The organism is Roseimaritima multifibrata (assembly GCF_007741495.1).
GTDB lineage: Bacteria > Planctomycetota > Planctomycetia > Pirellulales > Pirellulaceae > Roseimaritima > Roseimaritima multifibrata.
Genome location: NZ_CP036262.1, coordinates 1,955,314 through 1,977,118, shown reverse-complemented (window position 1 = coordinate 1,977,118; position 21,805 = coordinate 1,955,314). Strand labels below are relative to the sequence as shown.

Genomic DNA, 21,805 nt, shown 5'->3' with positions numbered 1-21,805 from the left:
AATAACAGATTGGTTAGCGCGGACGATCGCCGCAAAAGAGTTCAAACCAATCGAGCAGGAGGGCCTCGAGGTCGATCGCTACAAGAGAAAGCAGAGATTTTGACCGAATCGCTAACAGATGAGCAAAATTCGGTTCGCGGAACCAAAACAAAATGGCTGGCGAGAGCGTGCGAGCCAACAAACTGCCTTGTTGATGACTGGCAGAGAACGCACAACCCTTCGCAGGCTGCGTGCGATGCAAGTTGCTGTCCGACGGAACCTAACGATTCCGCCCCAGAATCATCGATGGCCGCACTGCAAACGGACAGACAGGATTCCGCTGCCGAATGGGAATGCCCCGCATGCGAATCGGAGCCGTCGGCCGTCAGGCAAACGCCATCCACCCCATGAAAATGGGCCTGATGATCATGCCTATGCGTCAGCGGAAGCAGCCATCCTCCAAAGAGGTAGGCACTCAGCGCGAGCACGGCAATGAAACGACGGGAATCCATAATTTTGGATATTAGACCAATTGTGGCCAGCGTGCTACAGCAATTCAAAGCCGCAAGCAAGAACACGTGTATTATACGGATGACGAAGTTAAATGGTTCAAAAAACCATGATTTGGCTCGTCTGCAAAGCTTTTTTCACGACATTGCATGCGTTTGCCCCCCCCGGGCATCGATTTAGCGATTGTCGCCCTTCGCTCGGAAGGTGAATTTCATTCGTGACGATTTCTAACGTCGCCCCTTTCGGGCCCGCACACCGCCCACGCTATGGCGAGCGTAGCGACGCGACTACCTTAACGGCGGATTTTTTGCGAGAAATCGGGGTCGTCGATGTACTGACGGATTCGCAGTGTAACGGCTGCCTGTTGACGAGCTTGCTCGAACGGCAGATCGGTTTCCAACAGCCCCAGCTCGTAGGCAAAGGCGTCGCTCGTTCCAGGCAGCAGACCGACAACAGACGCCGAAACCATTCCCGGTTTTACGGCGTTCAGATGATCCACCAAATTGGTCATACAATTATTGACGACCGAGTCATAAAATTCCGGTGATTCCGCCAGCCCGTTCGCTCGGCGAAGCATGCTCCGCAAAAGCTCGACCGATTGCTCTGGCGTGGCGACCGTCCGATACAAAAAAACATCGTCCCGGCGCTGTTCGGCTCGCAGACCAAGGACATCGACCTCGTCAGCGACCACATACATCAGTTCGAATTGCCGAACCGATCCTGCAACGGCTCCGAACGATTCCCCCTTTTCCAGCCTAGCCTCTACCGAAACGACAATCTGACGGCCACCGGTTAGGCCGAAACTGAACATGGTGTGTGCCAGGTAAGGCGAATCAGGAAACGGAACCATGATGAAATCGGTTGTCTCCACATCGTCCCAGCGAATTCTCCAGTCACGGTGCTTGACCACCGCTTCGGTACCCGATTTCCAGCGACACTGGCGAACGTTGCGAATGGTCGCCCCCTCTGCAGTCATTTCCGCATACGGAAGAACAGCCAACTGAGGCTGCCAGCGGCGATTCTGCTGCGGTTCGCCTCTCAGGGCGTCTGGAAGGCTGCGGCTTAGACGCTCACCAACCGTCCAGCGTGAGCAGCCCGCGCACAGCGGTACCAACGCGAACAAAATTAGAGCGATGCGATTTTTCCAATAACCCATGATTGGATTCCATCGCACCATTCGCACTAAAAAGCAAGATCAATCCGGCCGCGTAAGGGATCGAAAGAAGCCGATCCAGAAACGCCAGAGCAGCGTTTCGCATGCTTAAAAGCGATACGTCGCCTGCTGCAATGGTTCTGCTTCAGGGCGCAAAGCGGGTTGTCGATTCAGCGATTGTCGCCTTTCGCACGTTCCGAGCGAAGGGCGACAATTGCAATCTGGCGGTGTCTCCACAGCCAAACCAGCGAACTTCACAAACGATCCGCCCTAGCGGTCGAAGAATTTCTTGACGGTTCGGACGGTTGCTGCACGTCCAGCGCGAGCGATCGACTGGGTCAACGGAATCTCTTTCGGACAGACAGCGACACAGTTTTGGGCATTGCCACAAACCTGAACGCCCCCTGCTTTGGTCAACGCGTCGACCCGTTCGTTCGCAAGGACTTTTCCAACCGGATTGTTGTTAAACAATACGGCCTGCGAAATCGCGTGGGCTCCGATGAATCCCTTGTCGTTGGCTTCATGCTTGCGAGCGGCAAAATCTTCATCCGATTCACCCGACTTTTGCTCCAGTTCGATCTTCCCGTACTGAGGGCAAGCTTCCAGGCAACAGCCACAACTCATGCATTGGCTAAGCGGATAATTCTGTTCTTGCTGAGCCATTGTTTGGCGTTCGCCAGGGCCCATATCGTAATATCCGTCGACGGGGACCCATGCCTTAACGCGTTCCAACGCCTGAAAGACGCGAGAACGGTCCACCAGAAGGTCTCGAACGACCGGGAACTTGCTCATCGGTTCCAAGACGATCTCGTCGGGCTGCTCTTTCAGTAGGTTCACAACCAACGCACTGCAGCTTTGCCGCGTCCGTCCGTTGATCACCATCGTGCAAGAGCCGCAAACTTCTTCCAGGCAGCCACATTCCCAAGCAACCGGCGAAACCTTCTTACCATCGACCGTTTCGGCCATGGCAGCGATCCGCTGGAGAATGCTAATGACGTTCATTTCAGGTTCGCGTGGAACATGAAACAATTGCCAATAAGGTTCTTTTCCAGGTCCGTCTTGCCGGCGGACTCGGACCTTAAGCAACTGGGCCTTGGCACCGCTCGGGGCGTTTTTATTTGAGTCGTTCATGCGATTGTTAGCCCGCGTTGACGGGGGGATTGGAAGAGGATTCCGCTTTCTTGGCGGCACGTTCCTGCCATACTTTTTCGATTTCTTCAGCTCCGACCAAGCCATACAGGCGCGGCCGAGGCGGAACCAGTGACGTATCAACATCTTCATACGTCAAATCGGGTTTATCGGTCGAGGCGTTCCAGCTGGCGACGGTCGTTTTTAGATATTTACGATTATTTTCTTCAAAAGCGTCGCACCATTCTTCGGCTTGACGACGTCGTTCGGCTGGTTCTTCGGAAGTCAAACTTGGCTTCTGGAAGTCCGGTTTGAAGTGAGCCCCACGACATTCATCGCGGCGAAGCGCCCCTTCGAGCACGCACTTAGCCAGCGGGAACATATCCTGCAGTGCTTTTGCAAACACAACGTTTTGATTGGTCCATGAACCGTCATCGGACAAGTGAACCCGTTTAGCTCGCTTATGCAGGTCATCGACCTTGCCGATCGCATCTTGCAACTGGTCATTGCGACGGACAACCGTTGCTGCACGGGTCATCACATCCCCTAATTCCTGATGAATCAGGTAGGGGTTTTCATCTCCGTCGCCTTTCAGCAAGCTCTGATGCCGTTCGGTTTCTTTGGCAACCGCACCATCCAAGACCGACTGTGGAATGTCTTTATAAGACCCGCCTGCATTTTCAGCGTGTGCAATTACCGAGGGGCTGGCAAACAATCCGGTAAAGATGCAGGAAAGAAGCGAGTTCGCTCCCAGACGGTTGGCACCATGGTAGTGATAATCGCACTCACCCATGGCATACAAACCATTGATCGTGGTCATCTGGTTACGCGGCGCGCCCGGTTCCAGGCCACCATCGGCGGAACGAACATAGTCCGCCCAAAGCCCGCCCATGCTGTAATGAACGGCCGGGAAAATTTTCATCGGGGTATCACGAGGATTAACGCCTTGGAATTTTTCATAAATTTCCAAGATCCCGCCAAGTTTGCGGTCCAGTTCCTTGCGTTCAATGTGAGTCAAATCGAGGTAAACACACATTCGATCGGCTTCGACGCTCAACCCTTCATTGACACAGACGTCAAAAATTTCGCGAGTCGCGATGTCGCGAGGGACAAGGTTCCCGTATTCCGGAAAATGTTCTTCGAGGAAATAATACCGGTCGGCAGCCGGAATTTGCATCGGATCGCGACTGTCCTGTGGCTTGCGAGGAACCCAGACGCGGCCTCCCTCGCCGCGAGCCGATTCGCTCATCAAGCGAAGTTTGTCCGATCCGGGAATCGCCGTTGGGTGAACTTGGATGAATTCGGCGTTGGCATAGTTGGCACCTGCCTGGAAACAGCGACTTGCGGCACTTCCGTTACAGAAGACACTCATCGTGCTGCGACCGTAAATCAGGCCACAACCACCCGATGCGACGATCGCCGCATCGGCTGGGAAAGACCGGATTTCCATGCTGTTCAAATCTTGCGCGACCACACCGCGGCAGCGTCCGGATTCGTCTTGAATGGGAGCCAAAAAGTCCCAGAATTCAAATTTCCGGACCAAGCCTTCGGCTTCGCGGCGACGGACCTGCTCGTCCAGAGCGTACAGCAACTGTTGACCGGTCGTGGCCCCCGAGAATGCGGTTCGCTTATAAAGGGTTCCGCCAAATCGCCGGCGATCGATGAACCCTTCTCCGGTCCGGTTGAAAGGGACTCCCAAGCGGTCCATCAGTTCGATGACCTTGGGGGCCCAATAGGCCATTTCCTTGACCGGAGGCTGATGATTCAGGAAGTCGCCCCCGTAAACCGTGTCATCCAAATGCTTCCACTCGGTGTCACCCAACTGCCGAGTCTGGTCATTGCAGGCGTTAATCCCACCTTGAGCACAGACGCTGTGAGAGCGTTTTACCGGGGTCAAACTGATCAGGTCGACCGCAACACCTAGTTCGGCCAGTTTCATCGTGGCCGACAAACCTGCCAAGCCGCCGCCAACAACTACAACTCGATGAGCACTCATAGAACGCCCCACAGGGGGTTTTAAACGATTGAAATGGATTTACAAATATTTTCGAAGGAGCGTGCGGCCACCCATTGGCAGGCCAGCACAGCAACAACTTACTCGGCCGATTTTTCCGTCTCAGCGGCGTCATCTGCCGTTTCGGTTTCTTCAGCAGCATCCTCTGATTCGATACCATCGAATTTTTTGATGGCATCGGCAGCCGGATCGGGCTGAGTCCGTTTTTCGACAGAGAAAGGAACCAAACCGGCTTCTACCGCTGCGGGATACATACGGTTTTCGATCTTTTCAGCCTTCTCAGGATCGAGCGAGATCGCCCCCCACCAAGCACTGACACCAACAACTGTCAAAATCAGGCCAAAAACGGCACAAACCTTGGTGGCCCGGCGTTGAGCTTCCGCCGAAATCCATAGTCCCCAGGTGATCCCAGAAGACCACAAACCGTTGGCCAAGTGGAAAACGCAGGAGAGGACCCCCAGCAGGTAAAACGTGGGCCAGAACCAGTTATCCATCGCTCTTGCTAGCGAGGAGGCGGCGTTATAGGGCCGAAACTGAGCCATCCCCAGCGGATGGGCCACTTGGTCCAGCCAAAATTGGAAATGGGTCCAGCCGTGCAGATGGAAAACGTGCGTCAGCAGGAAGATCAACGCGATCACCCCGGTGACTCGCTGCCAAACATACCGTCGGTTGTTCGTGTACGGGTAATTACTGACGTTGCTCCGCCCGTTTTTGGCGATCCAGACGCCCATAAACCCGTGAAAAAGCAGGGGGGCAAAGATGAATCCCCACTCGACGACTGGCAACAACTTGCCAAGCGAGTGGATTCCATAAACGGCTCGCTGAAATGTCTCCGCACCATTCAAAACGCTGGCATTGGTAGCCAAATGGACGACCATATAGGCCCCCAAAGGAACAATTCCTGTCAACGAGTGCAAACGACGGATGGCAAATTCATGCCGCCAGTAAAAGCTATCTTGATTTGTAGGTTCGGTCACGCGTCAGCAACCAGATCAGAGGACGGGTGTCGGGATAAAAGACATTGAGGATCGTGTTACCAATCCTAGAGAAAGCGGACAGCTTCGCAAGGCAAGGGATTCCTAAATTTATTCACGTCGCCATGCTGAGCGTTAGGCTATTGTAGTTAGGAGCCAATACCAAATGCGGTTAAGGCACGGCAGTTGCTCTTCACGTTCATACCGCACTTTGACGGCAACGAACCTGCCATCGCGGCAGTGTCTCATGCGACGATGATACCCTTCGGCTTTCCGCGAGTCAGCCCGTGACACCTCGACTTTTAATATCCGACGACGACCAAGCGCTTCGCCAATCTTTGGCCGAGGCAATGGAGCGAATCGGTTTCGAAGTAATCCTTGCCGCCGATGGGCAGGAGGCTTTTGAAGTGCTAGCGGTCACACCTGTCCACCTTGCCTTGGTTGACGTGCATATGCCTCGGCTGTCGGGCCTGCAGTTAATCGAGCGGCTGCGTGAATCGCAGCTTCAGCTTCCTTGCATTTTGATGTCAGCGGCCCTGGACGAATCGATTCGTCACGAAGCTGCGGCGATGCGAGTCTTTCGGATCATCGGAAAACCTTTCCGGCTTGCTGAAATCGCGAAAACCGTCCAACTGGGTTTGGCGGAACACTACGGCTGGGCTGGCTGAGCAAAAACCGGTATCTTTTGATATTAATTGGTTTTTTCGTTCCCAGTCCATCAGCACGAGCGTGTTTAACGTGATTGAAGTCAAAATCCCGACCGTCGGTGAATCGATCAGCGAAGTCCAAGTGGGCCAATGGCTGAAACAGGAAGGGGAATGGGTCAACAAAGACGAAGACCTAGTCGAAATCGAAACCGAAAAAGCCTCTGTCCAGATTTTGGCGCCGGTTTCCGGATACCTTCGAAACGTCCTTAAGCAAGAAGAAGAGTTCGCGACTGTCGGCGATGTCATCGCATCGATCGAACCTGCCGACGCTCCGAACGACGCAGCCCCCGGCACCGCAGCCCCGGCCGATTCCGCTCCAGCAACCCCAGCGGCAAGCGGCTCCGCTTCGGCTCCCGCCCCTGCAGCCAGCTCCGCTCCCGGCGACGGCGACAAAATCATGCCGGCCGCACAGCGGATGCTAGACGATTTTGGCCTGAAGGCCTCCCAAGTCCAAGCGACCGGCCCCGGCGGACGCCTTCTGAAAGAAGACGTGCAGGCATTTCTGAGAAGCGGCCAAGGAAAACCTGCCGCTCCCCCCGCAGCTCCGGCCGCCGTTCCTGCGGCCCCTCGCCAACCCGTACGTGACGCCTCTTTGGTGACCACTGGCGGGCACAACCGAGGCGAAGAAATCAAGCCGATGTCGATGATTCGGCGCACCATCGCAAGCCGTTTGGTCGAAGCTCAACAGACCGCCGCCCTGCTGACAACTTTCAACGAAATCAACATGCGTCCGGTCATGGAACTTCGCAAGAAGTACCGCGACGCCTTTGTTGACAAGCATGGCGTCAAACTAGGATTCATGTCCTTCTTTGCGAAAGCGGCCGTTGAAGGACTGCGTCGCTTCCCTGCCGTCAACGCAGAAGTTCGCGGCAACAACGTCGTAATGCGTCACTACTACGATATTGGGATCGCGATCGGCGGCGGAAAAGGTTTGGTCGTTCCTGTCCTTCGCAATGTTGAAGAGATGAGCTTCGCTCGAATCGAAAACAGCATCGCCGAATTTGCAGAACGAGCAGGCGCCAACCAACTGCAACCAGCCGACCTGGATGGCGGAACCTTCACGATCAGCAACGGCGGGATCTACGGATCGCTGCTATCGACGCCAATCGTCAATCCGCCACAAAGTGGCATCCTGGGACTCCACTCCATCCAGGAACGACCGGTTGCCGAACGTGGCGAAGTCGTGATCCGGCCAATGATGTATGTCGCCCTGACCTACGATCATCGAGTCGTTGACGGACGCGAAGCGGTCTCCTTCTTGAAAACCATCAAAGATGTGATGGAAGATCCAGCAAGACTTTTCCTAGAAGTCTAGGGGATCGTGCTTAAGCAACAGCAGAAGTGACAGCCCACCGCTTGGCGAAGCAGCGATGCTCGCCAGCGTTTGGGCAAGCCGGCAATCCCACCGTCTGGCGACGGTAGCGACGCTGGCGGGCGACGCTCATCACAATGCTTGTCGCAATTGCCCTGATGCGATTGCCCAGGTTCAATTGCCTACTCCCAACCCATCGCCGCTGCGAACTTGATTGTGTGATCAAGCATCTAGAATTGCGGCGATCGGTTTACCTTCGCTTAGCGACATCGGTCGCCCGATCGGTGTCTGCATCACCTTTTCGGGGTCGACTCCGACCGCGGCCAGAATCGTTGAATGCAGATCGGCGACGGTGACGGGATCGGCCACATTCTTCTGGACAGGTTTGTCGGTTTTCAAATCGGGATCTTTCGACGTTGCTCCGAAGACCGCCCCTTTGCGGATCCCGCAACCGGCCAACAACGTCGAAAACCCGTGAGGCCAATGGTCTCGCCCACCGACGGGGTTGATGCCAGGCGTCCGCCCAAATTCTCCGCCGCAGACAACAAGCGTTGAATCCAACAGATCACGTTCCTGCAGGATTTTCAGCAAGGATGCCAACGCGGGATCGAGGGTCTCGCAAGCGGACGACTGCAGTTCATGGTTATTGATGTGAGAATCCCATCCGGTCAGCGTGACCTCCACACAGCGAACGCCGACTTCAATCAACCGAGCGGCCGCCAAACAACCACGACCAAAGGGCGTCTCTCCAAAAGCTTGCTGCGTATCGGTCGTTTCCAACGCGACATCGAAAGCCTTCAATTGCTCGCTGTCCATCATCTTCAGTGCCGCTTGCGTTGCCGTGGCGTGCAAGGTTCGTTCGCGTTCCATGTTGGCCAAACGGCCTCGCGTGAATTCGCTTTCAACCGTTCCCAACAAATCCTCAACGCGACGTTGGTAACGTTCGGGGCTGGTCCGACGTTCGATGTCAGGGATCGTCGAAGCGGGATCGTAGACTTTAAAGGCATCATAGGTCGGCCCTAGATAGCCTCCTCGCGCGGGCAATTCCGCGGGCAGGATCGAAACATGACGCGGGATATCGGCCCCGGTTTGAGATTGATGACAAACGACCGATCCGATCGATGGATGGGTCAAACTAGGATTCGGACGGAACCCGGTCTTCATGTTATAGACCGCGCGTTTGTGGTCTCCCTCTTTGCCGGTCACGCTACGAACCAACGAGGCAACGTGCATCTGTTCGGCGGTTTGAGGCAACAGATTCGAAATTTCCAGCCCTTTGGTCGTCGTCGCAATAGCGCTAACCTCGCCACCGATCGCGGTACCAGGATGCGGGTCAAAGGTTTCCAGTTGGCTTGGTGCCCCTTGCATCCAAAGCAGAATCACCGACTTAGGACGCTCCTTACCCTTTGTCGATTCCGCCGCGAATGCCAACTGGTCAGCTAACGGCGAAAGGAAGAGCCCCCCGCCGGCAAACCGCATCAGCGAACGACGGGAAAGGTGTTGTCGAGGATTGCAAAGCATGATTTTTAGTCCGCAGTTAAACGAGGAGAAACGTCCGCAAAACGACAGGGCGAGTTCGTTCATTCAAATAGCCGGCAAGGCAAAATTTCATCGTCAGGAGCCTCCTCCTTAGCGGAACGGCGCAAGCCGTCCGGCAAAAACGTGTGAATCAAAGAGGCCGGACGACTTGCGCCGTTCCGCTAAGAAGCCTGCCGGACGGCTTGCGCCGTTCCGCTAAGTAACGTTGACGTACTTGGCTTCGCTAATGGTTCCACCCCAGTTCACTACTGTTCAACAACACCCAAAACATATCTTCCATGGCTTGCCGCTTTGAATTTTCTTCCAGGCGTTTCACGAACAGACTCTTTTCCGCCGCGGAGGGAAGCCGGTTCAGCGATGCCAAGTAAGCCGCTTCGACCGCTTTTTCATTCGACGTGGCAAACATCGTGATCTGAGTGCAAGCGTTGAGGATTGGATTCTCTGAAACGTGCTCATCGACCAGTTTGCCATTTAACATCAGCAACCGCTGAGTGATCGTGACGGCATCCAGATCAAATTCGTCCACTCCATTATCGCCGTATCGCTTTACAAATTCATTGGATTCAAGCAGCTTCTGCAATTCGACAATAAATGACCCTTCCGCGTCGACCGTCTTCACGCGACTGGCTTGGATCACGCATCCGGCAACCTGCTCGGGGCGCAAACGCGTCACGGGGAAGAGGGCCCAAGCCTGCTCATTCCGTTCGGTCACCGGAAAATCGGCTCGGCTATCTAACTGAAAAACTCTTGTCGCGACGATCACTCGGATCAACCGCCGCAGATCCCAATCATTTGCGATAAAGTCGTCCGCCAAGCTTTCCAGTGCGGGAGGGAACGGACCGTGCAGCGGAATGTCATCAACCGGATCGACCAGCGGCTTGCCGGTCATCAACGCCCAGATTCGATTCACCACGCAGCGTGCGGTTTGGCGATTTTCCGGATGCGTCATCCATGCGGCCAACCGCTTTCGCGGAGGCAAACTTTCGTCGACAAGATCCCTTGCATAAGGGACCATCGGCGGCACCTCTTCGACTTCGTCGCTATCTAAATATTGGTACTCATAGGGATTCGCTTTATCGCGAATCCCCTGCAAACCACTAAATCGTGCGGGACTGTAAAACGCAGCCAATTGATGGAAATCTTGTTGAGTCCCCTGCCGGATGTCGCTGGAACTTCCAAATTCCATCGTCCCAAGAAAATCGTCATGGCACTGCAAACAATCGATCCGCATCCCCAAGAATGCCCGAGTCGTCCGCGTCGCCAGCGCGATCGGATCGGGCTGGCCCCCTTCGCCTTCCTGCATCGTGACGGTCAGGAAATTTACCTGAGGTTGGTCGTTGCCGATCCCGCCCGCGGTAACCATGTCCCGAATGACCGCATCGTATCGCCGATTGTTGTGCAATTGCTCTCGGACCCAGCTGACAAACCGCTGCCGTCGATAGACAAACAGCGGCCCTTCGGCCGTTCCGAGAAAGGTGCGTGTCAGTCGCTCGCCCCAGTAGTGCTCAAACCTCTCATCCGCCAACAATCGATTCAGACAGACCTCGACACGATCCTCTACAGGGACTCCTTCCAGGGATCGAAGTTCTTCAATGGACAGCCCCGCCCCCACGGTTGCCAATGCGATTCGTCGACAGACCGTTCGCCAGTCAGCCGGTTCCGCGACCTGGACGTCTCGTTCGGCCCAGTGTCGCTGAAATTCCGAATCGATTGCGTTGGCGGTCGCCTGGATACTTCCCTCGGTTTGCTGGTTTACGCTGACAGGCTGCGTTTCTAACGGCAAACCGGATTCGGTTTCAGCCGATCGATCGGGGTACGGCATCGCGGGGGTCCCCAGTCCACTTGCCACGTAGCCGCCTGCGACCACCGCCAAACCGAACATGACTCCCCACTGAGCGAAGGGCTTTAAACGATTCGCCAACCGGCTTCGCTTGCTTACGGGGAACGCGTCCTTTCCGGAGCCGTGTACAACGACGTCGGCAACGGCGTCGGCAACGGCGTCATCGGGTGCGCGTTCTGAAGAGCCTGAATCGTTCAACGGAGTTTGCATCAAACGAACATCCGCAAGAGTTGAAGAGGGAAACAATAAGGATCTGATCGCATTGCAGTACAGCCATCCGCAACAACCACCACGGCAAAAAAACCGGGTCGGCGGCGGTTATTCGCTCAAATCAGCGGCATCTTGGCAACGACATCGTTTTTTTTGCTACATCCATCGTACTTTCTCCATCAGGCACCTTGCCAGCACAACCATGCTTTTGAGAGGATACCGCTTTGACAACATTGGCCAAAGAATGGCCATAACCGATTTAAACTCCAACCCAATACCTGCGACACGATGACAATTCTGCGGACCGGAACTAATGCTGCTTATTCTGAAGGCTGGGCAGCCGCATTCTCGGATGCCAAAGCCAGCTCGAAAACTGCCTCGAAGCGAACGGCAAAGAAAGCGTCAAAGAAAGTAGCTGCCAAGAAAACAACCACGAAAAAGGCCAGCGTTAAAAAGAAGGCCGCGAAAAAGACAACCACTCGCAAAGTTGCGGCTAAGAAATCGGTTGCCAAAAAGGTCGCTGCGAAAAAATCACCTGCCAAAAAAGCCGTAACCAAGAAACGTGCTACCTCGAAAAAGGTCGCCAAAAAGGTTGCAAAGAAGGTTTCCGTCAAGAAAAAAGCGGTTAGCAAACGCGTCGCGAAACCGACCAAGCGAAAAAAGTCTCGATAGGTCGTCAAATCGCTAAAGAATAAAACCGCTGAGCAACTGAATTGCTCGCCAATATTTGTATCGGACGCCTTTCTTGCGGCTAGGCAGTTGCCTGGCCGCAAAATCCTCGGTTATCCCCAGGGCGGTATCATTCCACTTGCGGGATAAACGGATGGACACGGTGATGAAAAGCGAAAAATCGACCAGCACTCTTTTCCGCAGTGCGCAGGCTGTTGTCTCACTCGATTTGATCCAGCAACCGCTGCAACTGGTCGAATCCCGCCTTCGCAGGGAACTGCGAAGCCGCTTCGAGATGCTCACGCCGATCCTTCAGCATGGGACCATGCTGGGGGGAAAACGGATGCGACCCGCCTTGGTACTTCTGGCCGCAAATGCAGCCGGGGAGCCAACGGACGATCACATTACAATCGCGACGGTGATGGAAATGGTCCACACGGCGACCCTCGTCCATGACGATGTCTTGGACGCTGCGGCGACCCGTCGACACGTCCCTACGGTCAACGCCAAATGGGACTCTCAGACCAGCATCTTGGTCGGCGATTACCTGTTTGCCCAAAGTTTTTACTTGGCGGCCACCCTGAAAGATACGCTTGCCTGCCAGTGGATCGGTGAAGCGGCACGGCGCGTCTGCGAAGGGGAACTGCGACAGGTTCACAGCCGCGACGAACTGGACCTGAACGAAGAAAACTATCTGAGCATCGTGCAAGGCAAGACCGCCGAACTTTGCCGAGTCGCCTGCCGACTGGGTGCCGCGTATGCTGGAGCCCCGTCCGAGCATGTGACGGCCTTGGCAGAATACGGCGACGCACTCGGGATCGCGTTTCAGATCGCCGACGACTACCTGGATCTATGGGGCGATAGCGAGCGGACAGGAAAAACGCTGGGGACCGATCTACTGCAAGCCAAGATGACGCTGCCAATGATCCGCTTGCTTGAAACCAGTTCACCGCAGCAGCACCAGCAGATCATCCAAATCTTGCGGGGGCCCGCTGAATCGCGACTGTCCCAACTGCAACCGTTGCTGCAGGCAAGTGACGCTCGATCCTACACAAAAGACCGAGCCCAAGCGTTCGCCGATCAAGCACTCCAGTCGCTGACCGCCCTCCCGGACTCTCCAGCCAAACAACTGCTAAGTGACTTCGCCCGATTTGCGATCGAACGCCGTTTCTAAAAACGAGCGACGGTAGTTGGCGCGAGCAGGAGAGCGGCCGCCGATGGTGAATCCGCCCGGGCAAGCAGGGTGTCGGTCTAGTGTTTGTCGCCTTTCGCTGGGGACGTGCGATTTATAAATGGTCGTTTTGGCGGCGAGAATGGGCCCCATGCCAGCTTGCCTGGCATGACGCCAAGATTTGAAATTAGTTTGCATGGCTAAAAAAACGCATCCAGTTCGGATTGCCGCTGAAAGCGGCAATCCGAACTGGATGCGATAACCTGGGGGCGACCATCTCTAATTTCAAATCTTGCGTCCCTGTCGGACGAGCCGACGAGGGGACGTGGGGGGCCGACGTTTCTTGCTCCCACAGCATTCCGCTAGGAAACCGCCAGCTAATAGATCGCACACCGCATTTCTAGCTTGCCAGGCCCTGCTTGATCGCTTGCAGCAGGTCGGCTTGCAGATCTTCTACCGCTTCCAGACCGACGCTTAATCGAATCAACCGGTCAGTGATCCCAAATCGTTCACGATCTGCAGGATCGTAACTGGCGTGCGACATCGACGCGGGCTGTTCAATCAAAGATTCAACCGCTCCTAGACTGACAGCCAAGCGAAACAGTTCGGTTGCCTTGCACGTTTTCGCAGTCTGTTTGAAATCGCCATCAATTTCAAAACAGACGATCGCTCCGTGACCATCGAACTGGCTGGTTGCCAGCGCGTGCTGAGGATGCGATTCCAGGCCGGGATAGAGGACGCGGCGGACACCGGGAACGGTTTCCAACCAAGCGGCCAGTTGTCCCGCCGTTTTCGTTTGCTCGCGAACTCGCAGGTCGAGGGTCTTCAGCCCTCGCGACAACAAGAAACAAGACATCGGATCCAGCACAGCACCGGTTGCATTTTGAATGTAATACAAACGGTCAAACAAATCGGGATCGGAAACGGCGATGGATCCCGCCAAACAATCGCTGTGCCCGCCCAAATACTTCGTCGCTGAATGCATCACGATATCGACCCCCATTTCCAACGGCCGAATCAACGCGGGGGTTCCAAACGTGTTGTCGACACCAAACAGGATGTCCTGTTCCTTGGCGATTGCCACCAGACCTTTTAAATCCGGAATCGACAGCAAGGGATTCCCGATCGTTTCGCCCCACAACAGCTTGGTTTCAGGACGGATTGCGGCTCGAACGGCATCCAGGTCGGTCAGATCGACCAAAGTAACCTCGATTCCAGATCGGCTGCAGATTTTGTGCAGCAGCCGATAGGCTCCACCATAAAGATCGCAACCGGCGACGACGTGCTGGCCTTGTTCCAGCAGCATCATGACGCCATGAATGGCAGCCATCCCGCTTGAATAGGCCAATGCGCCACAGCCGCTATCGAGCGACGCCAAAGTTCTTTGCAGGCCCGCGCGTGTTGGGTTTCCGCTTCGGGAGTAATCGTATTCACCCCATTCCCCAGCCCCTGGCTGCTGAAAAGTGGAGGCCATATGAATCGGCGGCACGACAGCCCCGGTTTCCGCATCGACTTCATTGCCGACGTGGATGGCTCGGGTCCGAAATTTCAGTTGGTCCGTTTTTTCGGTGCTCATGCTTTCAGGGCCTGTTCAAGGTCAGCGATTAGATCGTCAGAATTTTCAATGCCACAGGAGTAGCGGATCATGTTATCGGCGATCCCAAAGACCTTCCGTTCGGCTGCGGAATAGTTGAAGTAGCTCATCACAAGTGGCTGTTCAATCAGCGATTCGACGCCCCCTAGGCTTGGAGCGATCCGCGGCAACTGGGCGGCATCCACAATCTTGGACGTTTCTTTCCAGTCCGCGTTGGCGACTTCGAAAGTGATCAAACCACCAAACCCACGCATCTGGGCAACGGCCGTCGCGTGCGAAGGATGCGAAGGGAGTCCGGGATAGTAGACCCGGGCGACCCGTGGATGGGCTTCCAAAAATTCGGCGATACGTTGCCCATTTTCGTTGTGACGCTGCATCCGCAGTTCAAACGTCTTCAGCCCCCGCTCAAGCAGGTACAGGTTATGCGGCGAATTGACGCCTCCCAAAATGCCTCGCAGCGAACGGACCGATTCCAGTTTCTCTGCCGATCCACAGATCACGCCTGCCAGTAAATCGTTGTGCCCCCCCATGTATTTGGTCGCTGAGTGAAGTACGTAGTCGACTCCATATTCAATCGGCCGAATGTTGTAGGGTGTCGCCAACGTGGCATCGATCAAGGTTTCGACTTCGTGCGCTTTGCCAACCGCAGCGAACTGTTCTAAATCGACAGTTGTCAGATGGGGGTTAGTAGGGGATTCACTGACCAGCATCTTGGTCGCAGGGTTGATAGCCGCTTCCATTGCCGCAAAATCGCCTGTTGGAACCTGCCGGGTCACGACACCAAAACGAGCCAAATGCTTTGCACAGAATTCACGACTGCGGTGGTAACACTGATCAAAGAAGACAATCTCGTCCCCCGCATTCAGTTTGGCCATCAGCAGCCCAACGATCGCCGCCATCCCGGAACTGTAAACGATCGCGGATTCGGCTCCGTCCAAGGCAGCAAGTTTTCCTTCGACGCTTTTCTCGTTTGGATTGCCGTAACGCCCGTACTCTTCGCGTTCGGAGCGTCCTTCCACATATTCCAGCAGATCGGCAGTCGATTGAAAAGTGAATGTCGACGCACAAAAGATCGGATCGGTGATCGAATCCCCCGGTTTCTGACGCTGCTCCCCCGCATGGACGCTTGAAGTCGACATCCCCTGAGTGCTGGAGGGGACGTGGCGGCGGGAACCTGAAGGTTTGCCAGTGGCTTCCGGTTTGGATGGGGAGTTTGAATCCATTTCAGTCGGCAGTCCTGTGGCCATAGTAATCCTGTCCTCAATAAAGAACGGAATGCGATTTAATAGGGAACCTCATTGCAAGCATCACGAAAAAATTTCGCAAAGATCGCAAAGAACGGGGCGTTGTGCAGAGACCGCGAAAACCGCAGGTAAGCCGAAATGCCTGAACATTAACCTCGATTGTCCTAGTTCCGTGGACGATCGTTCGTCAGCAAAGACGATCAGGTTGAGTCTGGCAGGATGGCTCTTTAGCAGTGAAGGCTGCAAGCGGCCGCAAATCCCTGTACCCTTGAAGTCTAGCCGCTGCCAACCAGAACGACAACGGTTTGTTCGGGAAACCTTTCCGAATCGGCTTCGCCAGCGTACAAGAGTAGTAGGACCGACTATTCTTGCCGGACCCTTTTATATTGCTCAAACCGATTTATCCCTCCATGGTTGCTTTGCTTCTGTTGCACCGCTGGCCGAATCTCATGCTCTGCGTAGGCATCTGTTCAGCCTCTCTTCTGTGGGGGGGGACCAGAGGCATTGCTGTCGGGCAGGAGACGCCTGCGTTGACCGAGGGGGAACAGCGTCAATTGATCGACGCGTTCGGTTCCCCTGTATTTGCCGAGCGAGAAGAGGCCACACAGCGGGCTCGCCAACAAGGCATCAAGATCATCGGCCCACTTAAGGAAGCTGCAAAATCGCACCCCGATCCAGAGGTCCGGGCTCGAGCGAATGCCCTTTACACCCGCGTCGTCGACGGCGACTTCGAAGCCCGTGCGGCAGCTTTCATGGCGGGCGACCCGATCGGCGAAAACTTTCCGGGCTGGGAATATGTCCAATCCGTCATGGACGACTGCCCCGAACTTCGTGAACTTTTTCTGGAAACCAGTCGCCGCCACCCCCGCGCCATGGAAGCCCTTGATGGGGATTCCCGAGCTAGACGCTTGGAACTGGACCTACTGGCGCATCGCTTACGAACGCAGATGTACGACAATTCACAGGTCCCCACAAAAGAAGACGTCCTGCCTCTTATTTGGACGCTGGCCGATCCGAGGATCCCCATTTCTGTGGATGTCCACAAGCTATGCCTCTCGTTGATGAACAAAGCGGCGGCCAACGAACTTCGCACCGATGCACAACTGGGGCCTCCTTTCCGACGCCTGGTCGGTAGCTGGGTCCGGCGTTCGCCAGTCGAATACGCTGAAATGACTTTGATGCTGGCGATGCAGTGGAACCTGGAATCGGAAGGCATGGTGCTTGCGCAGCGTGCCGCCTTCCAGTCACGTGAGCGGGTCAACATCCATGCTGGCATCGTGGGGATAGCCAAATTTGGCGCCGCGGATGACGTTTCCTGGCTCATTCCTTTCTTCGCCGATAACGATCCACTCACCCAAGCCGAAATGAAAGAAGCCACCCTCGAGGTTCGCACCAGCGATGTCGCCATGGCTGGGATCGCCTACCTTTACAAGGTACCGCTGAAAGAGATTGGATTTGCGGACGCCAACGAGCATCCGATCGCTGCCTTTGACCCCACGACAGTCGGATTCAAGAAAGGGGACGAAACAGAGCGAGAAAAGGTGCGCAAGAAAATCAAGGCATTGATTGAAGAGCGGACCGGAAAACCGGTCTTCTTTCCCGATCCCGAACCAGAGCCGAACGAAGATTCCGATTAGCCAGCGTTTCTTGCAATCGGCAATCGGCAAAGACGATCGACGGTTACGAAGGAATTCTTCCATTCCACAATCCAACGCCCATCGCTGGTACCACTTACTAATCGTCGTGACCGCGGTGGTGACCGCCGTCAGTTTCGTGGACGCGCCGTACCCAAGCGAGCAGCGTTTACAGCACTTACCTACGATGCTGGGATTGGCCGGGTTGGCCTATTACCTCCAACGATTCCCACTCAGCTGGCAATCGTATTTCTCGATCATGTTATTCCTGTGGATTCACATTTTCGGAGCACGCTGGATTTACTCCTACGTCCCGTATGACACATGGACCGAACACCTGACCGGCGAATCGCTCTCGTCGCGTTTCCAGTGGGAACGCAATCATTATGACCGCTTGGTCCATTTCGCATCGGGCGTGCTGTTCCTGTTTCCCGCATCTGAAGGACTACAACGCCATACGGGAATGAAGTCTCGCGGCGCCGCAGTGATGGCGATTGCCGTCATCTTAGCGATCGGGGCAATGTATGAAGTCCTCGAATGGCAACTCGCAGAACGACTATCGCCAGCAAGTGCAGAGGCCTACAACGGCCAACAGGGCGATGTGTGGGACCCGCAAAAAGACCTCGCGTTGGCTTGGTTGGGTGCAGTCCTCACTTGCCCGCTGGCGTTTCACTGGTCGATCGCAACGACGGCCCCGGCGAAACAGTAAGCTTCGACGGCCTCCATACCGGTACGGCCGCGAAGCTCCTACCTGCCGCAAGTCTGGCTCTTCTGATCCCCAAGGCCGGCACCGAAAAAACGACGCACGACGGCAACGAAATGGCCTGCAACCTTTACTTCTTTTTAGGAAGGCGGATTCCCGTTGTCCGGTCAAATCCGTCTTGCGAGGCCCCGGTCAGCAATGGATCTTGGATCTCGGCCTGCCAGGCGGACATCGCCTTTCGCAAGCTTTCAAGTTCCGCCGCGTAGGCAGGGTCGCCGGCCAAATTGTGCAGTTCATGAGGGTCGGAACGCAGATCGTACAATTCCTCTTCCGGGCGAGGTTGCTGCAGAGGCCTGGCTTGGTCTTCGTTCAAACCATCTTTTGCCGCCGCCTTCAACATTTGCACGTAGGTCGGACTGCGGACGGCGTCGGCCGGAGGGGTTAGCGGCAATTCTGGCAACCAATTTTTGACATAGCGAAAACGAGGCCCACGAACGCTCCGCTCACAGGCTCGATAGTCGTGCCAGTTATGCTCGCTAAATGCGTAGGGGCGGATCGACGCTTCTGGATTTTGAAGCAAGGGGAGGAAGCTGACGCCCTGGAACGTGTCGCCGTGCGTGCCAGCCATTTCAAGCAACGTTGGCGCCAAGTCGATACTGCTGACCAATTGCTCACAGACAGTCCCCGCTTTAACCGTTCCAGGCATCGACACGATAAACGGGGTGCGGACGCCACTATCAAGGACCGTTGTCTTGCAGCGAGGGAACGGGCGACCATTATCGCTCATGACGACCACCATCGTATTATCCAAAATCCCCTCACGCTGAAGCTCGTCAAGCACTTCACCAACATAGGAATCGAAGCGTGCGATTTCATCGTAGTAGGCTGCCAGATCGGCTCGGGTTTCCGGATGATCCAGCAAATAGGGTGGAACCCGAGCATCCTCCGGTTCATGAGGCGGATCAAATGTACCGGGCTGATAGTCACGATGCGGATCAAAGGCAGCTAGCCATGCAAAAAAGGGTTTGTTCTTCGGACGCTCGCGGATCGCTTCGATCCAGCGTTCACAACCACTGGGACCGCTCCCCTTCTGCATCACCTGGTCAAACTGATCGACCACTGCATTGCCAAGGTGCCATTTCCCTGCTGCCACGGTGTAGTAGCCAGCCGCACGCAGAGGCGTCGTCAACAGCGTCCTTTCGGCGGGAACCGGTTGATGCAGTTCGCGTGCTCCGGTGGCACTTGGGTAGCGTCCGGTCAGAATGCTGGTTCGGCTGGGACTGCAGGAACTGCACGTCAGCATCGCCGCATCGAACCGCATCCCCGAAGCCGCCAAACGATCCAGATTCGGCGTCTGAATGGTTGGATGCCCGTAGGCACCGCAGTCATCCCACGACATATCGTCGGCGATCATCACGACCAGATTTGGCGGCGCAGTCGCCTCCGCAGCGGCCGCCTTGGGAACCATTAACAGCCCAACAACCAGCCCGCCGACAAGCAATGTCCAGCGACAAATTCGGGACCTTGCGAACGCGACATAGAGCGAATCAGACCGATTCATTTTCATAACCATTCTGCGACAGAGTAAACGGTGCGAGGATACGGCAAGCGGCAAACGGCCAGCTCGGATGCCAGCCCCATCGGAGATCAGGGCAAGCGTGATTCTACACATTGTAACTCGATACCCTCGACACCGATTCGTCTGTTTACGACCGGAGCCACCACAGCGAAAACAGCTCCTATCGCCCCCACACTCCCCCCCGGCAGACCCGCCCCACCAGCCAAAACGGAGAGTGCGTTTTCCTTGCCGTCCAATCTTCCGCCGGCGACCCACCGACCACGCGGCATGTCTATAATGCCGAATAGTGAACAGGGGGCTATCGCCCAATGCCGCTTCCTTTGGAGAAAATTTCGCCAAACAGAGCGAATGGAACAAAATTTGCGCTATTGCAGGAGGTTTCCAATTCCCTGCCATTCTGACGGTCTGTCATGCTTATTCCGCCAAACCCTTCCGATCCGCCTGATGAGCAATTCGTCGCTGCCAGGGCACTTCTCGATCAGATCCTGCGGGTTCCTGAGCTCAAAAACATCTTCGATATCGATGATCGCCCCAACACCAGAATGGTCTACAGCCAAGCTGCGACCATCTGGCTGTTAATACTCCAGCGGTTACGTGGTGGCGCTTCGCTGAGTCAAGTTGTCTCCGAAGCCGTGAACCATCAAACCGACCTCTTTCCGGACAATAAACGTGTCCGCGAAGGAACATTGGGAGAGAATACTTCCACGTTCTCCAAGGCACGCACCCGTCTGCCGCTCGAAGCGATCCAGCGATTCTCGCGATGTGTTTGTGACTACTTAGGACGCACTGCCGAAAGAGCTTTCGATGACCGCCGCGTCTTCATTATCGACGGAACCACGATCACACTGCCACCAACACCAGAACTGAAAAAAGCTTTTCCACCTTCAACCAACCAGTACGGCGAATCGGTTTGGCCAGTGGCGATGCTAATGGTCGCTGCCGAGATGCAAAGTGGCTGCATTTTGGTCCCCAAAATCGACCCAATGTACGGACCCAATAATTCCAGCGAAGCCAAGCAAGCTCGCGAGATTGTTGGCGAACTACCCAGTAACAGCATTGTGCTTGCTGACAGTGGTTTTGGCATCTATGGCGTGGCTTATCATACACGTGTGGCAAAACATGATTTCTTGTTTCGCCTGTCGATGACGCGGTACAAGTCGTATCGCAAAAAAGCGGAACTGGTCGATGAAGGCGAAGGCTACAAGAGCTACCGGCTCAAATGGACTCCAACAAAAAAAGATCTGAAAGGCAATCCCGATATCCCTCCGGGGACATGCCTGGATGTATTCATTCACGAGGTCCAGCTCGAAGGAGGCACGACTTTGGCGATGGTCAGCTCGCTGGAGTTCGACGCGACCTGCCTGGCAGAACTTTATCGTCGACGGTACGACGTGGAGTTCGACATACGGGATGCCAAAGTGACAATGAACACTGAGGACATCCGTGCCAAGAGCGTGGACATGGTAATGAAAGAGCTGATGGGCTCGGTCGTCGCGTACAACTTGGTGTCTCAGCTCCGAAGAAGTGCGGCGAAACTTGCCAAGGTTACGCCCCGACGTCTGAGCTTCAGCGGCGTATGGCTGAGCTTCCAAGATCACTTGCTGCGCAAGTCCTGCGATACATTTGAGGAGTGGCAACTAGCATTCACGAGCGCGTTAATCAGCGCCTCCAAACGCAAGCTTCCAGTTCGCAAGGAGCCACGCAACTACCCACGGATCGCCCACCCGCGCCGCCCCAAAACCACCAAGTTCCAAAAGTCATTGCGCAAGAAGAAAAAAACAAAAACCGAACAACCTCCACCCCCCGAATAGACTTAAAGTAAGTGGCATTGGGCTATCGCCAGTA

17 protein-coding genes are annotated in these 21,805 nt (G+C 55.3%); 6 read left to right on the top strand and 11 right to left on the bottom strand.

Annotation, left to right across the window (positions count from 1 at the left end; genetic code table 11):
- Positions 1–41 precede the first annotated feature (41 nt).
- The 5 genes from FF011L_RS07250 to FF011L_RS07230 all read right to left on the bottom strand — a co-directional run bounded on the left by FF011L_RS07250 (position 42) and on the right by FF011L_RS07230 (position 5,761).
- Positions 42–491, bottom strand: a complete 450-nt coding sequence (locus FF011L_RS07250; RefSeq protein ID WP_145350982.1) for a hypothetical protein — start codon at positions 489–491, stop codon at positions 42–44.
- A 290-nt stretch (positions 492–781) separates the two neighbouring features.
- The gene (locus tag FF011L_RS07245) at positions 782–1,645 is read right to left on the bottom strand and encodes an Lnb N-terminal periplasmic domain-containing protein (RefSeq protein WP_218933070.1); all 864 of its coding nucleotides are present in this window, start codon (positions 1,643–1,645) and stop codon (positions 782–784) included.
- 267 nt (positions 1,646–1,912) lie between these two features.
- On the bottom strand, positions 1,913–2,773 hold the full coding sequence (gene sdhB, locus FF011L_RS07240) for a succinate dehydrogenase iron-sulfur subunit (RefSeq protein ID WP_145350980.1): 861 nt from the start codon (positions 2,771–2,773) through the stop codon (positions 1,913–1,915).
- A 7-nt stretch (positions 2,774–2,780) separates the two neighbouring features.
- A complete protein-coding gene (gene sdhA / locus FF011L_RS07235) occupies positions 2,781–4,766 on the bottom strand; it encodes a succinate dehydrogenase flavoprotein subunit (protein WP_246109789.1) in 1,986 nt (661 codons plus the stop codon).
- Positions 4,767–4,864: 98 nt separating this feature from the next.
- Positions 4,865–5,761, bottom strand: a complete 897-nt coding sequence (locus FF011L_RS07230) for a succinate dehydrogenase cytochrome b558 subunit (protein ID WP_145350978.1) — start codon at positions 5,759–5,761, stop codon at positions 4,865–4,867.
- Between the two features lie 284 nt (positions 5,762–6,045).
- Here FF011L_RS07230 and FF011L_RS07225 point away from each other — a divergent pair, with 284 nt between their 5' ends.
- Positions 6,046–6,426 carry a response regulator gene (locus tag FF011L_RS07225; protein ID WP_145350977.1) on the top strand — a complete coding sequence of 127 codons (381 nt, stop codon included), beginning with the start codon at positions 6,046–6,048 and terminating at the stop codon, positions 6,424–6,426.
- A gap of 61 nt (positions 6,427–6,487) precedes the next feature.
- A complete protein-coding gene (odhB, locus tag FF011L_RS07220) occupies positions 6,488–7,780 on the top strand; it encodes a 2-oxoglutarate dehydrogenase complex dihydrolipoyllysine-residue succinyltransferase (RefSeq protein WP_145350976.1) in 1,293 nt (430 codons plus the stop codon).
- A 219-nt stretch (positions 7,781–7,999) separates the two neighbouring features.
- Here the strand turns inward: odhB and FF011L_RS07215 are convergent, their stop codons facing one another.
- The 3 genes from FF011L_RS07215 to FF011L_RS26210 form a co-directional block, all read right to left on the bottom strand.
- Positions 8,000–9,298, bottom strand: coding sequence for a DUF1501 domain-containing protein (locus FF011L_RS07215; protein WP_246109788.1), 1,299 nt, complete (start codon positions 9,296–9,298; stop codon positions 8,000–8,002).
- A gap of 241 nt (positions 9,299–9,539) precedes the next feature.
- Entirely contained in the window at positions 9,540–11,366 is a 1,827-nt protein-coding gene (locus FF011L_RS07210; protein ID WP_145350974.1) for a DUF1553 domain-containing protein, read from the bottom strand.
- A 320-nt stretch (positions 11,367–11,686) separates the two neighbouring features.
- Entirely contained in the window at positions 11,687–12,046 is a 360-nt protein-coding gene (locus FF011L_RS26210; protein ID WP_218933069.1) for a hypothetical protein, read from the bottom strand.
- A 155-nt stretch (positions 12,047–12,201) separates the two neighbouring features.
- Between FF011L_RS26210 and FF011L_RS07200 the strand changes: the two genes are divergently transcribed.
- Positions 12,202–13,209, top strand: coding sequence for a polyprenyl synthetase family protein (locus tag FF011L_RS07200; RefSeq protein ID WP_145350972.1), 1,008 nt, complete (start codon positions 12,202–12,204; stop codon positions 13,207–13,209).
- Positions 13,210–13,606: 397 nt separating this feature from the next.
- Here the strand turns inward: FF011L_RS07200 and FF011L_RS07195 are convergent, their stop codons facing one another.
- Positions 13,607–14,782: a trans-sulfuration enzyme family protein gene (locus FF011L_RS07195; RefSeq protein WP_145350971.1), complete on the bottom strand. Its 1,176-nt coding sequence runs from the start codon at positions 14,780–14,782 to the stop codon at positions 13,607–13,609.
- Positions 14,779–15,939, bottom strand: a complete 1,161-nt coding sequence (locus FF011L_RS07190; RefSeq protein ID WP_246109898.1) for a trans-sulfuration enzyme family protein — start codon at positions 15,937–15,939, stop codon at positions 14,779–14,781. Before FF011L_RS07190 ends, FF011L_RS07195 begins: the two co-directional genes overlap by 4 nt.
- Before the next feature lie 554 nt (positions 15,940–16,493).
- Between FF011L_RS07190 and FF011L_RS07185 the strand changes: the two genes are divergently transcribed.
- Positions 16,494–17,681: a hypothetical protein gene (locus tag FF011L_RS07185; RefSeq protein ID WP_218933068.1), complete on the top strand. Its 1,188-nt coding sequence runs from the start codon at positions 16,494–16,496 to the stop codon at positions 17,679–17,681.
- Between the two features lie 10 nt (positions 17,682–17,691).
- Complete coding sequence (locus FF011L_RS07180) at positions 17,692–18,387, top strand: DUF2238 domain-containing protein (protein ID WP_246109787.1); 696 nt, start codon at positions 17,692–17,694, stop codon at positions 18,385–18,387.
- Between the two features lie 124 nt (positions 18,388–18,511).
- On the opposite strand, the gene FF011L_RS07175 is transcribed toward FF011L_RS07180, so the two are convergent.
- Positions 18,512–19,942, bottom strand: coding sequence for a sulfatase family protein (locus tag FF011L_RS07175; protein ID WP_218933067.1), 1,431 nt, complete (start codon positions 19,940–19,942; stop codon positions 18,512–18,514).
- A 428-nt stretch (positions 19,943–20,370) separates the two neighbouring features.
- Between FF011L_RS07175 and FF011L_RS07170 the strand changes: the two genes are divergently transcribed.
- Positions 20,371–21,771 (top strand): IS4 family transposase, encoded by a 1,401-nt coding sequence (locus FF011L_RS07170; protein ID WP_145350968.1) that lies wholly within the window; start codon positions 20,371–20,373, stop codon positions 21,769–21,771.
- Positions 21,772–21,805 lie beyond the last annotated feature (34 nt).